Below are 19,454 nucleotides of genomic sequence, written 5' to 3' on the forward strand. Positions count from 1 at the left end.
ATTACCTCTTTTTCTTTTTGTTTTTCAGAGTATCAATTCCATTTCAAATCTGAATTCTCTCTGTTTTGTTTTTACTTTCAGCAAGCATTTTTTTTAAATTTAAAACTTCTGCATGTTTATGATATAAATCTAATTTATTAAAAGCATCATCAATTTCAGACTCTTTAATTGCTATTTGTGTTATTAAAGAATTATTAATAATTTCTTCTTGTTTTTTATCAAAGCCCATAAGATTATACTCTTTAAGTAGTTCAAATGCTTTATTAATATCATTTCCTTGATAAATTTTTTTATTATATAAATTAATTAGATTAATTGTTGCATATTTAATATCTGGATGAATCATCTTTTCAACATTAGCTGCAATTTTATCTAAAAATTGATCACTTATCAGTAATGAAACAAAAATTCTTTGTTCAGCATTAATATATTCTTTTTTTATAAAATCAACTGGAAGTTTTTTACTAATAGGTTTATTAGTTGTGTAAAGTTTTTGAATAGTATTTTTATTAGTTTGTTGTTTATTTGATTTAATTTTTAAATCATCTAAAGTTTTTTTAATAGTTTGTTCTGAAATTTTAGTTAATTCACATAGTTTTTTAATAGTATTTTCAACTAATATATTGTTATTAAGATCAACTATAAAATTTAAAACATTTTTGATAAAATCTTCAATTTGATCAGGATCATTAATATCAGTTTTTATTCATTTTTTTTCTATTAAATAATTAATAGGGTGAATAGGTTTATTAATAATTTGTTTAAGATATTCAATATCATTATTAATTAATTCATCAGGATCATAACTAGTTTGATTATCAATAATTTTTACATTAATTTGCTGTTTTAATAATTGATGACTAATCTTAATATTTGCTTGAACTCCAGGATCATCACCATCTAAAAAAAGCAAAACTTCTAAATTATGTTTTTTAAATAACTCAAGATGATAATTAGATAGACTAGTACCCATTAAAGCAATAACATTATTAATATCAATTCTACTTAAACTAATAACATCCATAAAACCTTCTAAAACAATTATTTGTTTTAAGGCTTTACTAATTTTTAATGCATTGGCTATATTATAAGCTAAATGAGATTTTTTAAAAACTTTATTTTCTTTAGTGTTTAAATATTTGGGTTCGTTATCTTTAGTATAACTTCGACCACTAAAACCAATAATATGATTATTTTCATCTTTAATTGGAAAAATAATTCTATTTGTAAAATAATCTTTATTATAACTATTAGTAATAATTCCTAAATTAGCTTTTTCAATATCTAAACTATTATAGTTTTTATCTAGTAATTTTTGAACAAGATTTGTTTTATCACTAGCAAATCCTATTTCAAACTTTTTAATTTCTTCAATACTAATATTTCTTAGTTTTAAATATTCTAAAGCATTAGTCCCTAAATTAGAAAATAAAGTGGTTTTAAAAATATCATTTGCTTCAGAATTTAATTTAAAAATCATTTCAGATTCTAAATCTTTTATAGGTTGATGAAAATCTTTTAATTCATCAAGTTGTATATTAGATTTTTGACATACTGTTTTTAAAGCTGTTAAAAAATCAACATGCTCATAATCTTTTATAAAATTAATAACATTTCCAGTGGCTTTACAACTAAAACAAGTATAAATTCTTTTTTGTGGTGAAATCGTTAGTGATGGGTTTGAATCATTATGAAAAGGACAAATAGCCAAATAATTATTACCTTTTTTAATTAGATGTAAATAAGAAGAAATTATATCAACAATACTAGCTCGTGAAATGATTTCATTAATTTTTTCATTTGTTATATATACCATGCAATCACCTCTTATTAATCTTTAAATTTATGTTTGATTAATTAAATTGTGAGTTTAAAAAGTCTTTTAATTGAGAAATTAAAATTCTTTCTTGCTTCATTGTATCTCTATATCTAATAGTTACCTTTTGATCTTCTAATGTTTGAAAATCATAAGTTATAACAAATGGAGTACCAATTGCATCTTGTCTTCTATAACGTTTTCCTATATTTCCAGTTTCATCATAAACAGCATCAAAATCTTTTAATAATTCTAAAAATAATTGATTAGCATTTTGATTTAATTGTTTAGATAATGGAGTTATAGCAACTTGGTATGGAGCTAAATTATAAGGTAATTTTAAAACTATTCTTGAATTATTTTCTTCTAATTGTTCTTCAGTGTATGCTTGTCAAAAAATAGCTAACATCAATCTTTCAACTCCAACACTTGGTTCAATAACATTAGCTAGAATTTTTTGATTATTTTCTTCTTTTAAAACTGTTAAATCTTCTTTACTTAAATCTTGATGCACTTTTAAATCAAAATCAGAACGGTGACTAATTCCTCATAATTCTCCTCATCCAAAGGGAAAATTAAATTCAATATCACTCGTTTTTAAAGCATAATGAGCTAATTCATCTTTTAAATTTTCTCTAATTTTGTAATTATTTTTATCAAGAGAAATTTTTTGAGTTAAAAATATTTCTATTTGTTCTAATCAATATTTAAATCAATCATTAGAATCATTTGGATCAAAAAAGAACTCTAATTCCATTTGTTCAAATTCTCTAGTTCTAAAAATAAAATTACCAGGAGTAATTTCATTTCTAAAAGATTTTCCAATTTGACCAATTCCAAATGGAAGTTTTTTTCTCATACTTCTTTGAACGTTTTTAAAATTAATAAAAATTCCTTGAGCTGTTTCAGGTCTTAAATAAACAATTGAAGAATCATCTTCTAAAACACCTTGATTAGTTTTAAACATTAAAGCAAATTTTCTAATCTGTGTAAAATCTTTTTTTTGACACTTTTTACATACTATATTATTTTGATTTATATATTCTTCTAATTGTAAATTACTCATTATTCCAGTATTAATAGATGGATCAAATTCTTCAATTAACTTATCTGCTCTTCATCTACTTTTACAATTCTTACAATCAATTAATGGATCATTAAACCCATCAACATGACCAGAAGCTTTTCAAACTTTAGAATTTAAAATAATTGAGCTATCTAATCCTATGTTTAAAGGATTTTTTTTAATAAAAAAATCTCATCAAACCTTTTTTAATTTATTTTTAACTTCACACCCTAAAGGACCATAATCTCAACTATTTGCTAAACCTCCATAAATTTCTGATCCTTGAAAAACAAACCCTTGATTTTTCAAGTGACTAATCATTTTTTCTATTGATTTAGACATATTTTTCTCCTAAAAGTTAGTAACTAGTTAATTATAACATTTTTGTAAATGTTGTGTATAAAACTATTTAAACTGATTAATACTAGATAATAGATACATACTAGTTGTAAAAATTCCTACTTGATCTTTATAATAACTTAAAATAAACTTAGTTAAAATCTTTAAATTTTGATTAGAAATCTCTTGATTTAAACTAGTTATAAAATCATCTTTAACTACAGAATTTATAAAGTTTTTTAGCTGATTATCAATTATTAAATAATCATCAAAATAACAAAATTTACAACTTGAACAATAATCAGTAAAACTAATTGCAATAATTGGATTTATTTTAGAATTACAAAAACCACATATAGTTAAATTAATTTGATTACCAATTACTTTTAAAAAATAAAACATAAATAAAATACAAATCTTGAATGAAATACTAGGTTGATTATTAATTAAAAAAATACTTAATTTTAAAATTTTAAATAAATTATAATTTTTAAGATGATCTTCTAAATTCATTACTAATGAAGTTAAAACATTAGCATAAACATACAAGTTAAAATCAGTTGCTATATGATTAAAACTATTAATTAATTCTGATCTTTTTAACTTAGATAGTCCAAGTTTATTTTTTGCTTTAAATATTTCAAAATTTGAGTATGACAAATAATTAATAGCATATTTGTTTTTACTTTTTGTTTTATTAACTCCAAGACAAATTAAACTAATTTTTCCATATAAATTAGAATAAATTGTGATAATTTTGTCATAATCTCTAAAATCAAAACTATTTAAAACAATTCCTTTTAAGGTTTTTTCCATTAATACTGATCCTTGTTATAACCCATTTTTTTAATTAAACTAGGTGAATTTCTTCAATTTTCTTGAACTTTTACAAATAGTTCTAAATTAATGTGTTTTTTAAATAATGTCTGAATTTGTTTTTTAGATTTATATCTAATATCTGATATTTTTACTCCATTTTTACCAATTATTATTGATTTTTGTGATTGTCTTTCAACAATGATAGCTGCACTAATATTTATTTCAGTTTTATTTTGTTCTAAATGCTCAACTAAAACTGCAACACTATGAGGTACTTCTTGACCTGTTTTTAATAAAATATTTTCTCTAATTATTTCTTTTATCATAAAACGATCTGATTGATCAGTTAAAATGTCATCATCATAAAATTGATAATCATTATCTGATAAATTATTAACAATTAATTCTAGTAATTTTTCAATATTTAAATTAGTTATAGAACTTGTAATAATAATTTCATCAAATTGATCTTGATAAGCACTTCATTCATTTGCTTTTAAAATTAATTGTTCTTTTGTAACACTATCAGCTTTAGTTATTACTAAAATTTTAAAAACATCTAAGTTTTTTATTTGTTTTAATAAAAATAAATCATTTTTTCCAATAACTTCATCACTTGGAGCTAAAAATAAAATCACATCAACATCTTTTGTTGATTTTAAAGCACTTGTATTTAAAACTTTATCTAATTGTTTTTTTGTAGTGTGAACTCCTGGTGTGTCAATAAAAACAATTTGATATTGATCTTTTTTAGTCAAAATTCCTCTAATATTATTTCTTGTAGTTTGTGGTTTATTTGTAACTATTGAAATTTTTTCTCCAATAAGTTTATTTAATAAAGTTGATTTTCCAACATTTGGTCTACCAATAATACTTACAAATCCAGATTTAAATTTATTCATTTTTTAATTGCTTTCTAAATAGTCTTCTTCATTAAATTTAATTATATATACTAAGTTATTTAGTTTTAAAATTTGATCTTGTAAGTCAAACATAATTTTTTCATCATCTAAATCTTCATGATCATAACCTAGTAAGTGTAAAAAGCCATGAACAAATAAAAACCCCATTTCTGAATTTAAATCGTGTTCATATTTAATAGCTTTTCTTTTAGCTTCACTTAAATTAATAAACATATCACCTAGTTCTCTAAACCCAATTGCTTTAATTTCTTGATCTGTCATTTCTACTGGAAAAGAAGTCACATCAGCAATATAAGAATGATTACGATATTTTTGATTAATTTGTTGAGCTTTTAAATCATCAACAAATGTAATGCTTAATTCAATATCATAATTAAAATTAAAATATTCATAAGCAGTTTTTAAAATTTTATTAGCAAACTTTTTTCAAAAGTTCATATTAACATCAGTATCATTAAAATAGTTTATTTTTAACATTTTTTAAATCCTTGCTAATTAAATTATACTTGATATCATTACTTGTTAGTATTAGTGAACTACTTGAATAACTTTTAAACAAATCTAAAACTAAACTAATATCTTTTTTATCTATAATTTCAAAATTATCATTAAATAATAAATATTTATAATCTAAATAAAAAATTCTTAATAATTTAATAAATTCTTGTTCAAGCTTACTAGCATTTTCTAAATTAATTACTTTAACTAAATTAATTTGATACTTTTTTATAATCCATTGAATTAAGTTGTTATTAAAAATATTTAGTTCAGATTGATTAATAATAATGTTTTGTAAAATTGTTGTGTATTTAATATCAAGATTATCTAAATGACAAATATGTTTATTTAAACTAAACTTAGAAATATCTTTAACATTTGTATTGTTAATTAAAATCAAAATATCTTCTGAACTATTTTTGTTTTTAATAAAAGTTCTAAGATCATAATCACTAGATAAATAATTAATTTTTTGATCTAAATTAATTTCACAATTAGTTAAAAGATTTTTGATTTTAATATTATTAATTTCATTTAATTTTAAATAATTATTAGTTGTTTTGTAATTATTAAACTTAATCAATAATTGCTTATATTTAATAAAATTTTGTAAAAAGTAAACAAGCTTTTTTAAATCACTTGTATGAATTGCTTTAAATAAAATAATAATTAATAAAATGCTAAATTCTATATAATTAAACTTTAATAAATCTCAGCTCAAATAATAAATTAATAACATACTAATTTTTTCTAATATATTAAATAAAATATTTAAATAATCAATTTGATTTTTAATAACATCTTTATTAATTATTTTTAAAGTAAGTTTTTCATCAATTAATTTATTTTTATCAATTAAATGAGTTAATAAATTAATATTAGTTTTAATAGTTTTTTTAGTTTTACTAATAAAAAAGTTATGAACTAAACTAATTAGTAATCAAAAAAGATCAAAAACAAATAAGACTAAAAAAATAATTTTATTAATATAAAAAATTACAAAAAGAATAACTAAACTATTAATTAATCCACTTATTGTACTTAATAAAATATAAGTTTGAAAATTACTTATAAACTCAATTTCAGAATAACTATTTATAACATCTAATTTAATATTATTTTCAACTAAATAATAATAAAAGATTTCTAGTTTTTTAGTTTTAGTTTTTTGATAGTACTTATTTAATAAAAATTTAGATATTTCATTTAAAAAAATATTTATTAAAAAAATGCATAAAAAATATAAATATAAAAAATAAGAATTATTTTGATTTGTTATAGATAACGAATAAACATATAAAAATCTCATTTCTAAAATTGTTAATAATATACTAAAAATATTTAAAAAAATATAAAAACAATAACCTAAATAAAAATCAAATAACTTAAAAAGACTAGTATAGTTAGCTTTAAACTTTTTATAATTAGAATTAAAAATTAGAACATATCCAGTAAAAATTTTATAAAAGTCTTTATAAGTAATTTTTTCTTTTTTATCTTTTAAAGGGTCATAAATTATTAAATGATTATTTTGTTTTTCAACAACTACAAAATGTAATAATCCAACTTGATTAACAACTTGAGCTAAATAAACTTTTTTATTTATTTGTTCTAAGTCATTTTGAATTTGTAAAGCTTTAGTAGTTAAAAAATATTTTTGACAAACTTGAGAGATATCATAAAAACTTAATGTTTCTTCTGAATAATTAAGTTCTAATTTCAATCTATCTAAATCATAGTTTTGATTATAATAATAATTAATAATCATAACTAGACAAGCTATTGAACAATCATTATATTCTCTTTGTTTAATCAGTTTAATAAAAATCACCTCTCATATATGTATTAGAGGTGATTTTAAAAATTAACCAAAAATTACTAAATTTTTAAAAATTTCTTCTTTTTTTTCTTTTCCTAGTAAATATTCAACAATTGCTAAACTAAATTGCATACTTGTTCCAGCACTAGTTGCTGTTATAAAGTTTTGATCAACAACATAAGGTTTATTAACTACATTTGCTTTATCTAAATATAAGTCACATTTTGGATAATGAGTAATTGTTTTGTTATCTAATAATCTAGTTTGACCAATTACTTGTGGAGATGCACAAATTGATGCAATTAATTTATTTTGCTTATTAAACTCTAAAACATTATCTATTAAAGTTTGGTTTTTAAATAAACTAGTAACACCACTTCCACCAGGTAAAATCATTCCATCATAATAATTAATATTTAAATCTTTTCATAATTTGTCAGCTTTAATAGTAATATTATGTGAACCTTTTACTTCTAATTTATCTGTTGTTGAAATCATATCAACTAAAATTCCAGCCCTTTTTAAAACATCACATGGGGTAATTGCTTCAATTTCTTCAAAACCAGGATTTAAATACAATGCTATTTTTTTCATAATTCTCCTTTATTTAATTATACAAAAAAGAGTCTTTTATAAAGACTCTTATTCATTTGAAACTGTTAAAAGACTAGCGGGTTTTTTAGTTCGAATTTTATTTGATGAAACTATTAATGAACCAATAAAAGCTATTGTAATAATAATAAAGCTTACTATTAAAGTTCAAAATGAAAATCCATAAGGAATAGCAAATCCTAAAGCTGTTATTATTTTAATAATTAATGTAATTAAAATTCAAGTAAGTGCTGTTGAACTTGCTCAAGCAATCAAACTAAAGACTACAGCAGTTCCAAAAGCATATTTACTAATCTTATAATTTGAATATCCTAATGCTTTCATTAATACCATAAATTGTTGATATTGAGTAACATAAATATCTGATATTAACATTACTAGTAAAGCAGAAGTGATGATTACAGTAATAATTAATAACATTCCAATTGAAATTGCTATAAATGTAATTTGATTGATTAATGTTTTAGAAGTAGCTAATAAATTTTGATTTTTTATACTACTTATCATATCATCATCACCTGAAGCTGATGAAGCTCCATGACCATTTAAAATATAAAACCCATTATAAGCAGTATCTGGAATAAAACTAATTCCACTAGTTAAATCTAAAGCTTCTTCAATGTTTGAATATTTTGAGTTATGTCATAAAAATTGGGCTTGCTTGAATGGATCTTTTTTACTAAATAAAAGATTATTAAATTCTTTTTTATTTTTGTTTTTATCTAAATAATTAGTGATTTGGTTAAAATCATATCGATCAAAACGAGAAATGATATCATTATATTTTTCTCCAGCTTTAATCACAGTTTCTCTATTATAAAAATTATCTTTAATTCCAATTTTTTTACCAATTGAAAGATTTAAAACTAAATTCATTAATCCTTGATCAGTTAAAATTAATTTTTGATTATATGAATCTAGTGTACCAACTGGTTTTGCTACAATTTTTAAATCTTTATTCTGATAAACTGTTTTAGCATCTTTTTGAATAATTTGAGCGTTTAATTTAGCTAAATTATTAGTTTTTGTTGATTGATACATTCAATATTCGGGTTTTGCTATTAAATTACTTAACCCTGATTTATAAACATTATCTATTGTTAGACTAAATCTTAAATCATATGGTCTAATCATTAAAAACTTTTCATTAGTATTTTTAATATCTCAAGCTTTAATTACTGATTTTGGAACTTTATTATAATCAATATCTTTTTTATATCAATGTTCAGTATTATTTTTTAACCGATCTTGAGTTTTTTTAGAATTAGATATATTAATAATTTGATCAATATCAATTAAACTTTGAGGAATATAAATTTGAATATTTTTATATTGATAATAAGGTCTAATATATGAACTTAATAAATCATCAAATTGATTATTATAAGTAAAATCATCAAACATATAACTATTATTTAATAATGTTCACTCTTTATTATCATAAGTTGAATCATTATCAAATCTATCTTGATCATATAATAGTTTTAAAGTGAACTTATTATTATCTAAATTATATGGATCTAGTCATCTAATATCATCACTATTAACAGCACTACTATTTCTACCAGTTCTAAATTTACTAATTAATTGTTTTTGTTGTTCTGTTAATAAATTATAGTATTTAGATTTAATAAAGTTTAAATCATCATAAACTCAAGCATGTTTTGGTAAATTAACATATCCATTTTTTGTATTAATAAAAAATTGCTTACTAGTAGTTAAAATATTTGATATATCAGTATTTTTATCTAAATTATAAAAAGCACTTGCTTGTTTATTTGGTAAAATAGGTAAATTAATTTGATTATTTTTTGAATCATATAATAAAAATTGATCATTTAATTTAATATCACTTGTTTTCTTTTCTAAAAACACTTCTTGTAAAGCTAGTAGTTTTTTATAATCAACAAAAAAATTATTAGCATTTTTTTGACTGATAATAAATGCTGATTGATTATTTGAAATACCAGTTAAAACTAAATCAGTATTTTTTTGATTAATAGTTGCTTTAACATCACTAACTGTAGTTAAAGTTTCATGATCTGGAATGTAGTGTTGAACATTATAAGCAATTGAAAATTGTTCTTTTCTTGATGGTTTTTGAATATAAGCACTAACATAAGGTGGTACTGCTTTTAAAATTGCATCAAAAATTTTTGTTTTTCAATCATCACTTTTACTTGGAGATAAATCATTTACTAAAATAGAAATTGCTGTAGTTCCAGTTTTTGTAAAATTATTAGTTAATTCTTTAAAAATTAGATCTTTTTGTTCATCAGTTCATTTAGTGTTTTTATCATTTGGATTTATTATATTATCTTTTGAATTTAAAATTAGTCCTAATATTTGATCAATAACTCCAATTGAAAACTGGTTACCAACAACATTATATAAATTATTACCAAACATTTCAGTAAATAATAAATCTAATGAATTAGTTTTATTTGAATCATTTAAATGATCTTTATTTTGAATTAATTCTAATAATGTTCAAGCTAATTTATTTTTAATCTCTTTTTTATCTTTATCAAATTCTTCTAATTTGTATAAATATTTTGGAAAAGGATTAACATCATAAGAACTAGAAGCATAAGCTGTTGGATCATTATAATAAAATAATTCTTGATTATTTAAAATTGTTGAAGAGATATTTTTATCTAATTCTTCTTGTCCATTTCAATAATTAATTGTTGGTTTAGTTAGTGGTGAATTAGTTACACCTTTAGCATAATTGTACTCATTTGCATATTTAATACTTTTATAATAAGTATTTTTAATAGTAAAAGCAATTGATGGAATTGCTAAACCTGCTGAAATAAACATAGTTGAAATTCCAACAACAGTTACTAATAAGAAAATATTTTTTTTACCAGATGATGCTAAAGTTAAACTAAATTTTGTAGTAAATTTAGCTTTTTTAAATCAAGTTCTTTTTAATCTATTAATAAATTTAGAACTAGATCAGTTTTGTTTTACTGCTAATATATCAAATAATGGCTTTTTAGTAATTAAAAATGCAGTTAGTAAAGAAATAATTAAACCAAATAAACCAAAAATTAATAAACTAATTAATAATGAAAATGGTTCAATAGTAAATGAATATAATGGAATACTAAAATAATGTACAAATAATTTAACAAAAACTGATTGAGTAGATAAACCAACAATTCAACCTAAAGGAACAGAAGTTAAAATAATAACTAAAATATAAGCTAAATAACTAATTGAAATTTGTAACGGGGAGCTTCCTAAAGCTTTTAAAATACCTATTTGTTTTGCATTAAAGTAAATAGTTTTTCTAATACAAATAATTAAAGCAATAATAGCAATTAGTGAAACAGCTAAAGCAGCAATTAAAGTTGAAATTTTATAAGTATTTATCGCAAGCGGAGCTATTGTTCAGTTAAATCTAAAAATTGAATGATCAAAATCTTTAATATTTAATCAAGTAGAAAGTTTATTTTTTTGCTCTTTTTGGTAATTAATAGAATCATATAATTTAGAAATATCATTCATTTGATACGCATTAAACATATCTATTGAAGCTGTAGAATATTTTTTTGTTAAAAAGAAAGATAAATATCCTTTAGAAACTCTGTTTGTATTTGATTGTGAAGTAGAACTTAAAATATCTTTTATAGTACTTTTATTAACATATAAAATAGCACCTAATCCAGATTGAGGAATTGGAAAATCAGGATCTGTTGTTGGGAAAAATGAAAAAGCATCAGTTGCAAATCCAACAATTGATAACAAAGCACCATCAACTATAATTTGTTGACCTAATTTTAATTTATGAGCTCTTGCAAATTGCTCAGAAATTAAAGCTTCACTTTTAGTTGGTAACCTTGCTCCTTGGTTTTTATTTAAAATAGTTAAATTAGTAGTATGATCATCATTTAAGACAATCAAGCGATATCTAATTTGAGTAACACTATCATAATTAAAAACTTCAGTTCTAAAATTAATATCATACCCACTTGCTAAAGCAGTATATTTTAAATGCGCTAATCAAATATTGTGAATTAATTCAATATTATCAAATTGATTTTCACCAATTACAATATCTTTTTTTATAAAATTTGTATCTGATAAGACACTAACAACATTAGTTACAGAAGTACCATTACCATTGTAAAATAAAAGTTTAAATAAAGAAGTATCGTTAATAATTGGATTAATTGACTGAACTTTTTGATTATCACTAGTAATTAAAACAAGTTCAGTATTTCCTTTCATCCCTTTTTCTAAAATTAGCTTTTTAATAGCTTCTTTATTATTTTGATTAGATATTAAAATGCTATTATCAGATTCATTTACTTTTGTTTTATTTAGCTCAAATTCAGTAAGATAAGATTTATTTTTATCATTAATAACTCATTTATCAACTTGATTATTACTAATATTATCGAGCTTATTTCCAGTTAAAAAAGTATAAAAACTATTTCCTTTATTATTATTTTCAATTTTAAAATCACTAAAATATGGTAAATAAATATTTCTATAAATATATTGAAATAAAGACATTCCACTTATATAAATATAAGAAAATAACTCTTTATTTTGAATTTGTTTATTAAAAGTTTGTCTAAATTCTTTAGCATTAAAATTATTTTTTAAATTATCAATTTTAATATTTTTTAAAACTTTAGCATCATTTAAAAATTCATTTTTATCTTTAAAACTGTTAGTTAAATATTTTCCAATTACAGTATTTTTTAAATAAGTATATTCTTTATTATCTTTTAAAAATTGTTCATAAGAATGATAAGTAAACTTATTAAAGTATAATGCAAGTTGTCATAATCAGTTATTTTCTCAAATTAATTGAATATTATTACCATTAATTGTTGTAAAAAGTTCAATAAAATCTTTATTTTCAAAAAGTTCAGTTAGTAAAGTTTTATTATCAAATTTACTAGTTAAATTTTTTTTATTTAATATAAAGTTTAAATATGAAATATTTTTATTATTAGAATTTTGATTGTAATAAGAATTAGAATTATTAACCAAATCTAATAAAGGAATAACTGATCTATCTGTTGTTGAATTATTTCTATCAGTTCTATAAGTTCTAATTTCATTAGAACTACTATAATCAAATTTATTTACATTATTAACTATATTATTATAAGTTTTATTAATTCTTGAAGTTAAAGTAAGAGAAGTGCTTAAAATAAATGAAGCTAAAAAAGATAATAAAAGGATAATGATAAACTGAATTTTAAACTTAAAAACACCTTTAAGTCCTTGTTTTAATAACAAAAAAAAGCTATATATTCTTTTCATTGTACTTCTCCATAATTACAAATAGCTTGTCTTTTTAATACTATCATTTTTTTATGTAAACTACATTTTTAAAGGTCTTTTTAAAATAAATCAATATAGTGATATGTTAATATTTAATTGATAATTTTTATTAGTACAAGGAGAAATGGATGAAAAAAATATTAATAAGTCTTAGTACATTTTCATTACTAGTAAGTTCATCTAGTATAATTTCTTGTACAATAACTTACCAATTTAAAAATAATTATTTAGATCAAATTAAATTATTATTAAACACTTCTGCAATCGCTAGTCAATCGATTATTTTAAGTGATAAAAATACTACAAACATAAGTACTGATTATTCATTAAAAACTTTTAGCCAAACTAAAATTAGTGATTTATATAAAAATCAAGAAAAACAGTTAGTAGATAAATATATTGTTGATAAAAAAATAACTTATGAATATCAATTTAAATCAATGTTTTTAACATTAGAAAAACAAGACTGAACAAATAAATTAAAACAAATAGCTTTACTTGAAAAAGATAAAAATACTAATTTAGATTTAAATTGAAATGACCAAACTACTAGAACAACTGAAAATAATACTTTTAAAACTCTAAGTTTAATTTCTGCTGGAATTAATTTTTTGTTTTCTGGTGATTTTACACCAAATCAACAAGGTAATTTAATTAATAACTTTTTATCTAATCAATCAGCTTTATTAGAATCAACAGTTTTTAATAACAACAAATTTACTAATCTTATTGACCAACTTAATAAAATAGAAGAAAATAAATTTTATAATATAGCCAACAGTTTATTTTCTCAACCAGACTGATTTACTAACTCAAATAATAATAATAATAATAATAATAATAATAATTTAACCCAAAAAACATTAAAAGAAATTTTAGAATTTTCATCTCAAAAATTATGAGATGAAATTTTACCAAAAGACAATAAGCAAGATTTAAAAATAGACTGATTTAAAATTATTAAACCTCTAATTGATTTATTAAAAGCTTTTAGTATTTATCAAAATTTAATAGAACAAAAATCAGATAAAACTTTAAATTATTCTACTATGCAACCTTTATATTTATTTAGTAAAGAAAAAACTAATAGTGAGTTTTTATATGAAATTTTACAAACTGATTTACAAACTATTTATAAAGACAAAACTGAAGAACAAATTAAACAAGAAATTAATTCAATTGATTTAAAAAAAATAATTAGCTTTTTAAAAAATAATTTGGTTTTTGAAAAAGAAGATAAATATGGATATAAATTTCAAAAATTTATTGTGATGTTATTAGGTAGTTCAAGTGAAGTAGAACAAAAAAATAATATTACAAACAATTTTTTAATCTCACCTTTTTATAAATGATATGAACAAAAAAATAATAAAGAATTATTAAAAAAAATCATTATAGAAAAATTAAATAAAATAGAAAAAATTAAACCTTTTTCTTCTATTATCTCTAATTATCTTCCAATCTTATTTGACATTATTAAAGCATTTCACCAAGATTTAGTTGAACAAGGTGTTAATAATAAATTAAAAACAGAGCTAAATAAATACTTAAGTTTAGCAAAAGTGATTTTGCCATCACTAGGAATAAATAAAAAAGTCATTGAGTTTTTAGATTCAAAAGCTTTAAAAGATTTTTTAAATAATTGTTTTTTAGCTTTATATAACCAAGACTTTTTAAAAGAAGTTTTTATATTAATTAATCAATTATCAGATAAACAAGTATTTAATAATCAAATTATTGATAATATTTCAAATATTTATAATCTTACTAATTTAAAATTAGACAAATTTTTAGATTATTTATTAAGTTTAATAAAAAAACCAATAAGTGGTAAAAATAGCTTTGATGAGTTTCAATTTTTATATGGTTTAAAAGATTTATCAATTTCTCAAATTATTAGAAATTTAGAAAATTTTTATAACAAAGATGATTTGTCATATATTTTTAATTTAGATAATTTTAAAAATTTATTAGATGTAATTTTTAACAAAAATATAACTTCTAGTTTTAAATATAATAAAGAGCAATTAGAAACAAAAAATGCTTTATCAACTATTCTGACAATTTTAGCTTTAAATCCAAATAAAGTAGAAGATTTAAAAATTAATATAACTAGTGATAATAATAAAATTAGTGATAGTGTTAATAAGCAAATAGAAGAAAAACAATATGGATTAGCTTCAGTAATTTTACTAGGTTATAACAATGACAAAAAGAGATTTTATGAAAATTCTATTTTAGATAATGTTTCAAATTTATTTGGACATAGTCAAAAAGATTTAAATAAAGAAGCTTCTAAAAATGCTATAAATGTTTTAATCAAATCATATTTAGAATTAATAAATTGATTTCAAAACGTATCTATAAAAAAATATGCTAAAGATAATTTTGATGTTTATTTAGATCAAAATAATTGAACAACAGAACTTATAGATCAAAAAGGAAATATTGATAATTTAAATGAAACATTAACAATTAATTATATGTTAAAATTTAAAAACCCAAACAATAATAAACAAAATTGAACTTATAAAATTTCATTAATTAGAACTTCAAATTCTAATCAACCTTGAAAAATAGCTCAAATAACTAAATTAAATAACAATAAATAAGACACTGCCATAGGTTTTTGAGAAAAAATTACAAAAATATATTAAATAATTATCATTAGGTTCTGTTGTAGTTTTAACTAGTACTACTATAAGTTGTAATGTTAATACTAGTAGTAAAAATATTTTTGAAATACCTACTTCTAATAAAAAACCCAAAACCCCTAATAGTCATTCAAATTCTACAAATAATTCAACTCCTGAAAACTCAAATACACAACCAAATAATTATGAAAATAATGATGATAATATAAATAACAATTCAAGTGTAACTAATAATAATGAACACTCTAATAATGAAACAATAACTCCTTATGTTGAAAATAATACTCAAACAAATGATGCTTTTATTAATAGTCAAACTTATTTTTCTACAATTTCTGGTTTAGATTACAATTTAACTAGTTTGGATAAAACTTATCTAGAAAATGTCAATAAAAATTTTAATGAAATGAATGTTGATGATAACACAATAAAAAACATTATTTTAAAGAATAAACTTCCTATTAACTTTTATTCTCATCCAAATATAGTTTAGAAAAGCAAACTATAACACTAGATAAATTTAAAAATAATCAAATTAAATTAAAACTTTTTGATATAAATACAAAAGAACAAGTTCCAAGTGAAAAAATTAAATGATATCAACAAATTTTTTATCCAGAAGATCAAGTTATTAGTGCAAATGATAATCAAGATAAAGCAACTTTTATATTATCTAGTGATGGAACTATAAAATGAAAAGATACAAAAGAGTCTAATGAAAGAGAAGTAGAAAAAAATCAGCAAGATTGTGAGCTAAGTATAAAGGGTATTTATAGTCAACAATTATTAAAGTTTATTCAGAAGACAAAAGTAAGTTAATAAAAGATGAAAATGAAGCTATAGAAAAAGCTAAAAAAATTGTTGAAGAAAATGGTTGAAATAAATTGCCTACTTTAGAAAAATTAACTAAAGCCTATGAATTAGTAACTAAGGAAGTGAAATATGATTATGATTTCACAACTGGTCCAATTCTAAAAAATCAAAATGCTCATTCAGCTTTGGTTAAAAAATATACAGTATGTACTGGTTATGCTAAAGGATTAAAATTAATATTAGATGAACTTGATATTCCATGTAGATTTATGGAAGGTCAAAGCAAAAGAGAAGAATCTGCAGCAAAACATGCTTGAAACTTAGTTCAAATAGATAATGAGTGATACCATGTTGATCCAACTTCAGATAGAACTGATAGTAAAACAAAATTTAATTTCTTTTTAAATATAAATGACGATTTTACAACTTCTGATAAATTTAATAAAGAATTTGATAATCAAGGTAAACGTTATAGAAACTTAAAATTTAAAAACTTTGTTAAAACAAAAGAAGATGTTATGGTATTGATTGATAACAATTTCAATCCAAACAATAAGCAAGTAAATAGATTAAATTTGATAGTTGACAGAGGTAATTTCAATATTGTTAATAAAGCTCTTGAAGAAAGAAATTTAGATGTTCAAAATTGAAGTTATGGTTCTATTTCATCAGGAAGTCCTAACAAATCGATTATTTATACATTTAACAACTCAAATATTAAAGAATTAACTGATATTAAGATAAATAATATTGAACAATATGATAATAAAAATGCTATAAAAATAGAATTCGATAAAGAAATTAAAGATTTAAAAGCTGGTAATTTTAACATTGATAATGCTATTATTAAAAAAGTTGAACAAATTCAAAATGGTAAAACTTACATTTTATACTTAGAGCACTTTTCTAGTTTTGGTGAAGTAGAAGTTAAATTGAAATCTATTAAAAGAAAAGATTATAAATTTGACTTAAATGGGAAAGACAAAATCAAATTTAACATTAAAAAACAAGAAAAACCTAATATAAAAATTCAATCACTAGATAATAGTAGAATCAAGATTATTAGTAAAACAAATAACTTAGAATATAACTTCAACAATAATAGTTGAAAGGATGTTCCTTCTAATTCGATATTAAGCGATTCTACTATTGGAAAACTTTATGTTAGATATAAAGAAAAAGATAATAGTCCAAGTTCAGATGTAACAGTATTTGAAATTCAAAAAGCTAATGAAGTTGACAAATTAGTTAAATTAATTAATCATAATATGCTTATTGGTTTAGATTATAGTATGGAATTTAAAAAAAAGAAAAAGATACAAATTGAAATACAGTTAAAAAACAACATTAAAAGATTTAGATAAAGGAACATATTGAATAAGAGCTAAAGCATTTGATTCAACTTTAGCTTCAAATATTTCAAAAGTAGAAATAAAATAAAAAATAGTTAGGTTATTAAAAACTAATCTAATTATTTTTTATTTTTCATTCTATTATATAATTCATAAACTTTAGACTCATATTGATTATTTTTATGATTATAAAACTTTTTATTTTTAATTTCATCTGGTAGATATTGTTGTTCTACTCAAGCATTTTCATAATCATGTGGGTATTTATAACCAATTCCTATACCAAGCTTAATAGCAGATTTGTAATGATTGTCTTTTAAATGTTTTGGTACACTATAAATATTTCCCTTCTTAACAAAATCTAAAGCAGAATTTGTAGCTAAATATGCTGAATTAGATTTTAAGCTCAAACTCATTTCAACAATTGCTAAACCTAGTGGAATAATTCCTTCTGGAAAACCAATTTGTCTAAAAGCACTACAAGCTTGAACTACTCTGCTTGGAATTGTAGGATTAGCTAAACCAATGTCTTCATAACTAATTATTATCATTCTTCTCATTAAACTTTCATAATCACCTAATTCAATTAATCTACTAAAATAATACAAAGCAGCATCAACATCACTACCTCTAATTGATTTTTGTAAAGCTGATTTTAAATCATGAAAATCATCACTATCTTGAACTGTTGGATTTTTTGAAACTGTTATAATAGTTTTAATTTTTTCTATGTCTATAAATTCATTGTTATAAAGTTTATCAATTAATTCCAAATAATTTAAAAAAGTTCTAACATCTCCAACACTTAATTGAGCTAAAAAATCTAAAGCCTGATCTGAAATTTTGATTTTTAATTGATATTCATTAATAACTTTTTTAGCATAACTAATCAATTCATCTTTATTAACTAGTTTTAATTCTATTAATATACTTCTACTTCTTAATGCAGGATTAACTACAAAAAATGGATTTTCAGTAGTTGTTGAAAAAACAAAAATATTTCCTTTTTCCATATACTCTAATAAAATATCTTGTTTATCTTTATTTAATCTATGTATCTCATCAATTATTAAAATAAATTTTTCTTTTTTTAAAGCATTTTGAATAATATTAGTAAGTTTTTCTTTTTTATCATAACTAGCATTAAAAATTTCATAATCAATTTTTAAATCATTTGCTAAACTAATTGCAAAACTAGTTTTACCAACTCCACTTGGACCAAAAAAGATTAAAGATGTACAATAATTATTTAAAATCATTTTATTTATTAATCCATTAGGTTTTAAAATTTCAGTTTGTCCAATTATGTTTTTAGTACTTTTTGGTCTTAATAAAAAAGATAGTGGCTGATCCATGTTAACACCTCATTTTTATTTTATTCTTTTTATTTTATAGATACACTTATAAAGTTTAAAAATAAAAACTCACAATTT

Annotated in this window: 10 protein-coding genes and 1 pseudogene; 2 read left to right on the forward strand and 9 right to left on the reverse strand. The window is 20.8% G+C overall.

All coding sequences use genetic code 4. The annotated features are described in order from the left end of the window. Position 1: 1 nt before the first annotated feature. From dnaG to V2P32_RS02875, 8 genes are all read right to left on the reverse strand, one after another. Complete coding sequence (gene dnaG / locus V2P32_RS02840; RefSeq protein ID WP_434343230.1) at positions 2 to 1,816, reverse strand: DNA primase; 1,815 nt, start codon at positions 1,814 to 1,816, stop codon at positions 2 to 4. A 37-nt stretch (positions 1,817 to 1,853) separates the two neighbouring features. Continuing rightward, entirely contained in the window at positions 1,854 to 3,224 is a 1,371-nt protein-coding gene (locus V2P32_RS02845) for a glycine--tRNA ligase (RefSeq protein ID WP_013447809.1), read from the reverse strand. A 63-nt stretch (positions 3,225 to 3,287) separates the two neighbouring features. Beyond that, on the reverse strand, positions 3,288 to 4,037 hold the full coding sequence (recO, locus tag V2P32_RS02850) for a DNA repair protein RecO (protein WP_434343231.1): 750 nt from the start codon (positions 4,035 to 4,037) through the stop codon (positions 3,288 to 3,290). Further along, a complete protein-coding gene (gene era / locus V2P32_RS02855) occupies positions 4,037 to 4,942 on the reverse strand; it encodes a GTPase Era (protein WP_434343232.1) in 906 nt (301 codons plus the stop codon). The genes recO and era overlap by 1 nt, the downstream gene beginning before the upstream one ends. Before the next feature lie 3 nt (positions 4,943 to 4,945). Continuing rightward, positions 4,946 to 5,440 carry an rRNA maturation RNase YbeY gene (ybeY, locus tag V2P32_RS02860; protein ID WP_434343233.1) on the reverse strand — a complete coding sequence of 165 codons (495 nt, stop codon included), beginning with the start codon at positions 5,438 to 5,440 and terminating at the stop codon, positions 4,946 to 4,948. Next, entirely contained in the window at positions 5,418 to 7,229 is a 1,812-nt protein-coding gene (locus V2P32_RS02865; protein ID WP_434343991.1) for a cysteine peptidase family C39 domain-containing protein, read from the reverse strand. Before V2P32_RS02865 ends, ybeY begins: the two co-directional genes overlap by 23 nt. 96 nt (positions 7,230 to 7,325) lie before the next feature. After that, positions 7,326 to 7,874 carry a DJ-1 family glyoxalase III gene (locus V2P32_RS02870; protein ID WP_434343234.1) on the reverse strand — a complete coding sequence of 183 codons (549 nt, stop codon included), beginning with the start codon at positions 7,872 to 7,874 and terminating at the stop codon, positions 7,326 to 7,328. Positions 7,875 to 7,922: 48 nt separating this feature from the next. Continuing rightward, entirely contained in the window at positions 7,923 to 13,181 is a 5,259-nt protein-coding gene (locus V2P32_RS02875) for an ABC transporter permease (protein ID WP_434343235.1), read from the reverse strand. Positions 13,182 to 13,330: 149 nt separating this feature from the next. Here V2P32_RS02875 and V2P32_RS02880 point away from each other — a divergent pair, with 149 nt between their 5' ends. Both V2P32_RS02880 and V2P32_RS02885 read left to right on the forward strand, forming a co-directional pair. Then, a complete protein-coding gene (locus V2P32_RS02880) occupies positions 13,331 to 15,814 on the forward strand; it encodes an MOLPALP family lipoprotein (protein WP_434343236.1) in 2,484 nt (827 codons plus the stop codon). Positions 15,815 to 15,863: 49 nt separating this feature from the next. Further along, positions 15,864 to 18,109, forward strand: a pseudogene (locus V2P32_RS02885) (MAG6410 family transglutaminase-related lipoprotein). 31 nt (positions 18,110 to 18,140) lie between these two features. Here the strand turns inward: V2P32_RS02885 and V2P32_RS02890 are convergent. Then, entirely contained in the window at positions 18,141 to 19,376 is a 1,236-nt protein-coding gene (locus V2P32_RS02890; protein ID WP_434343237.1) for a replication-associated recombination protein A, read from the reverse strand. Positions 19,377 to 19,454 lie beyond the last annotated feature (78 nt).

The organism is Mycoplasma sp. 06067-C1-B144P-99-0482-3 (assembly GCF_051053925.1).
GTDB lineage: Bacteria > Bacillota_I > Bacilli_A > Mycoplasmatales > Mycoplasmataceae > Mycoplasma > Mycoplasma leachii.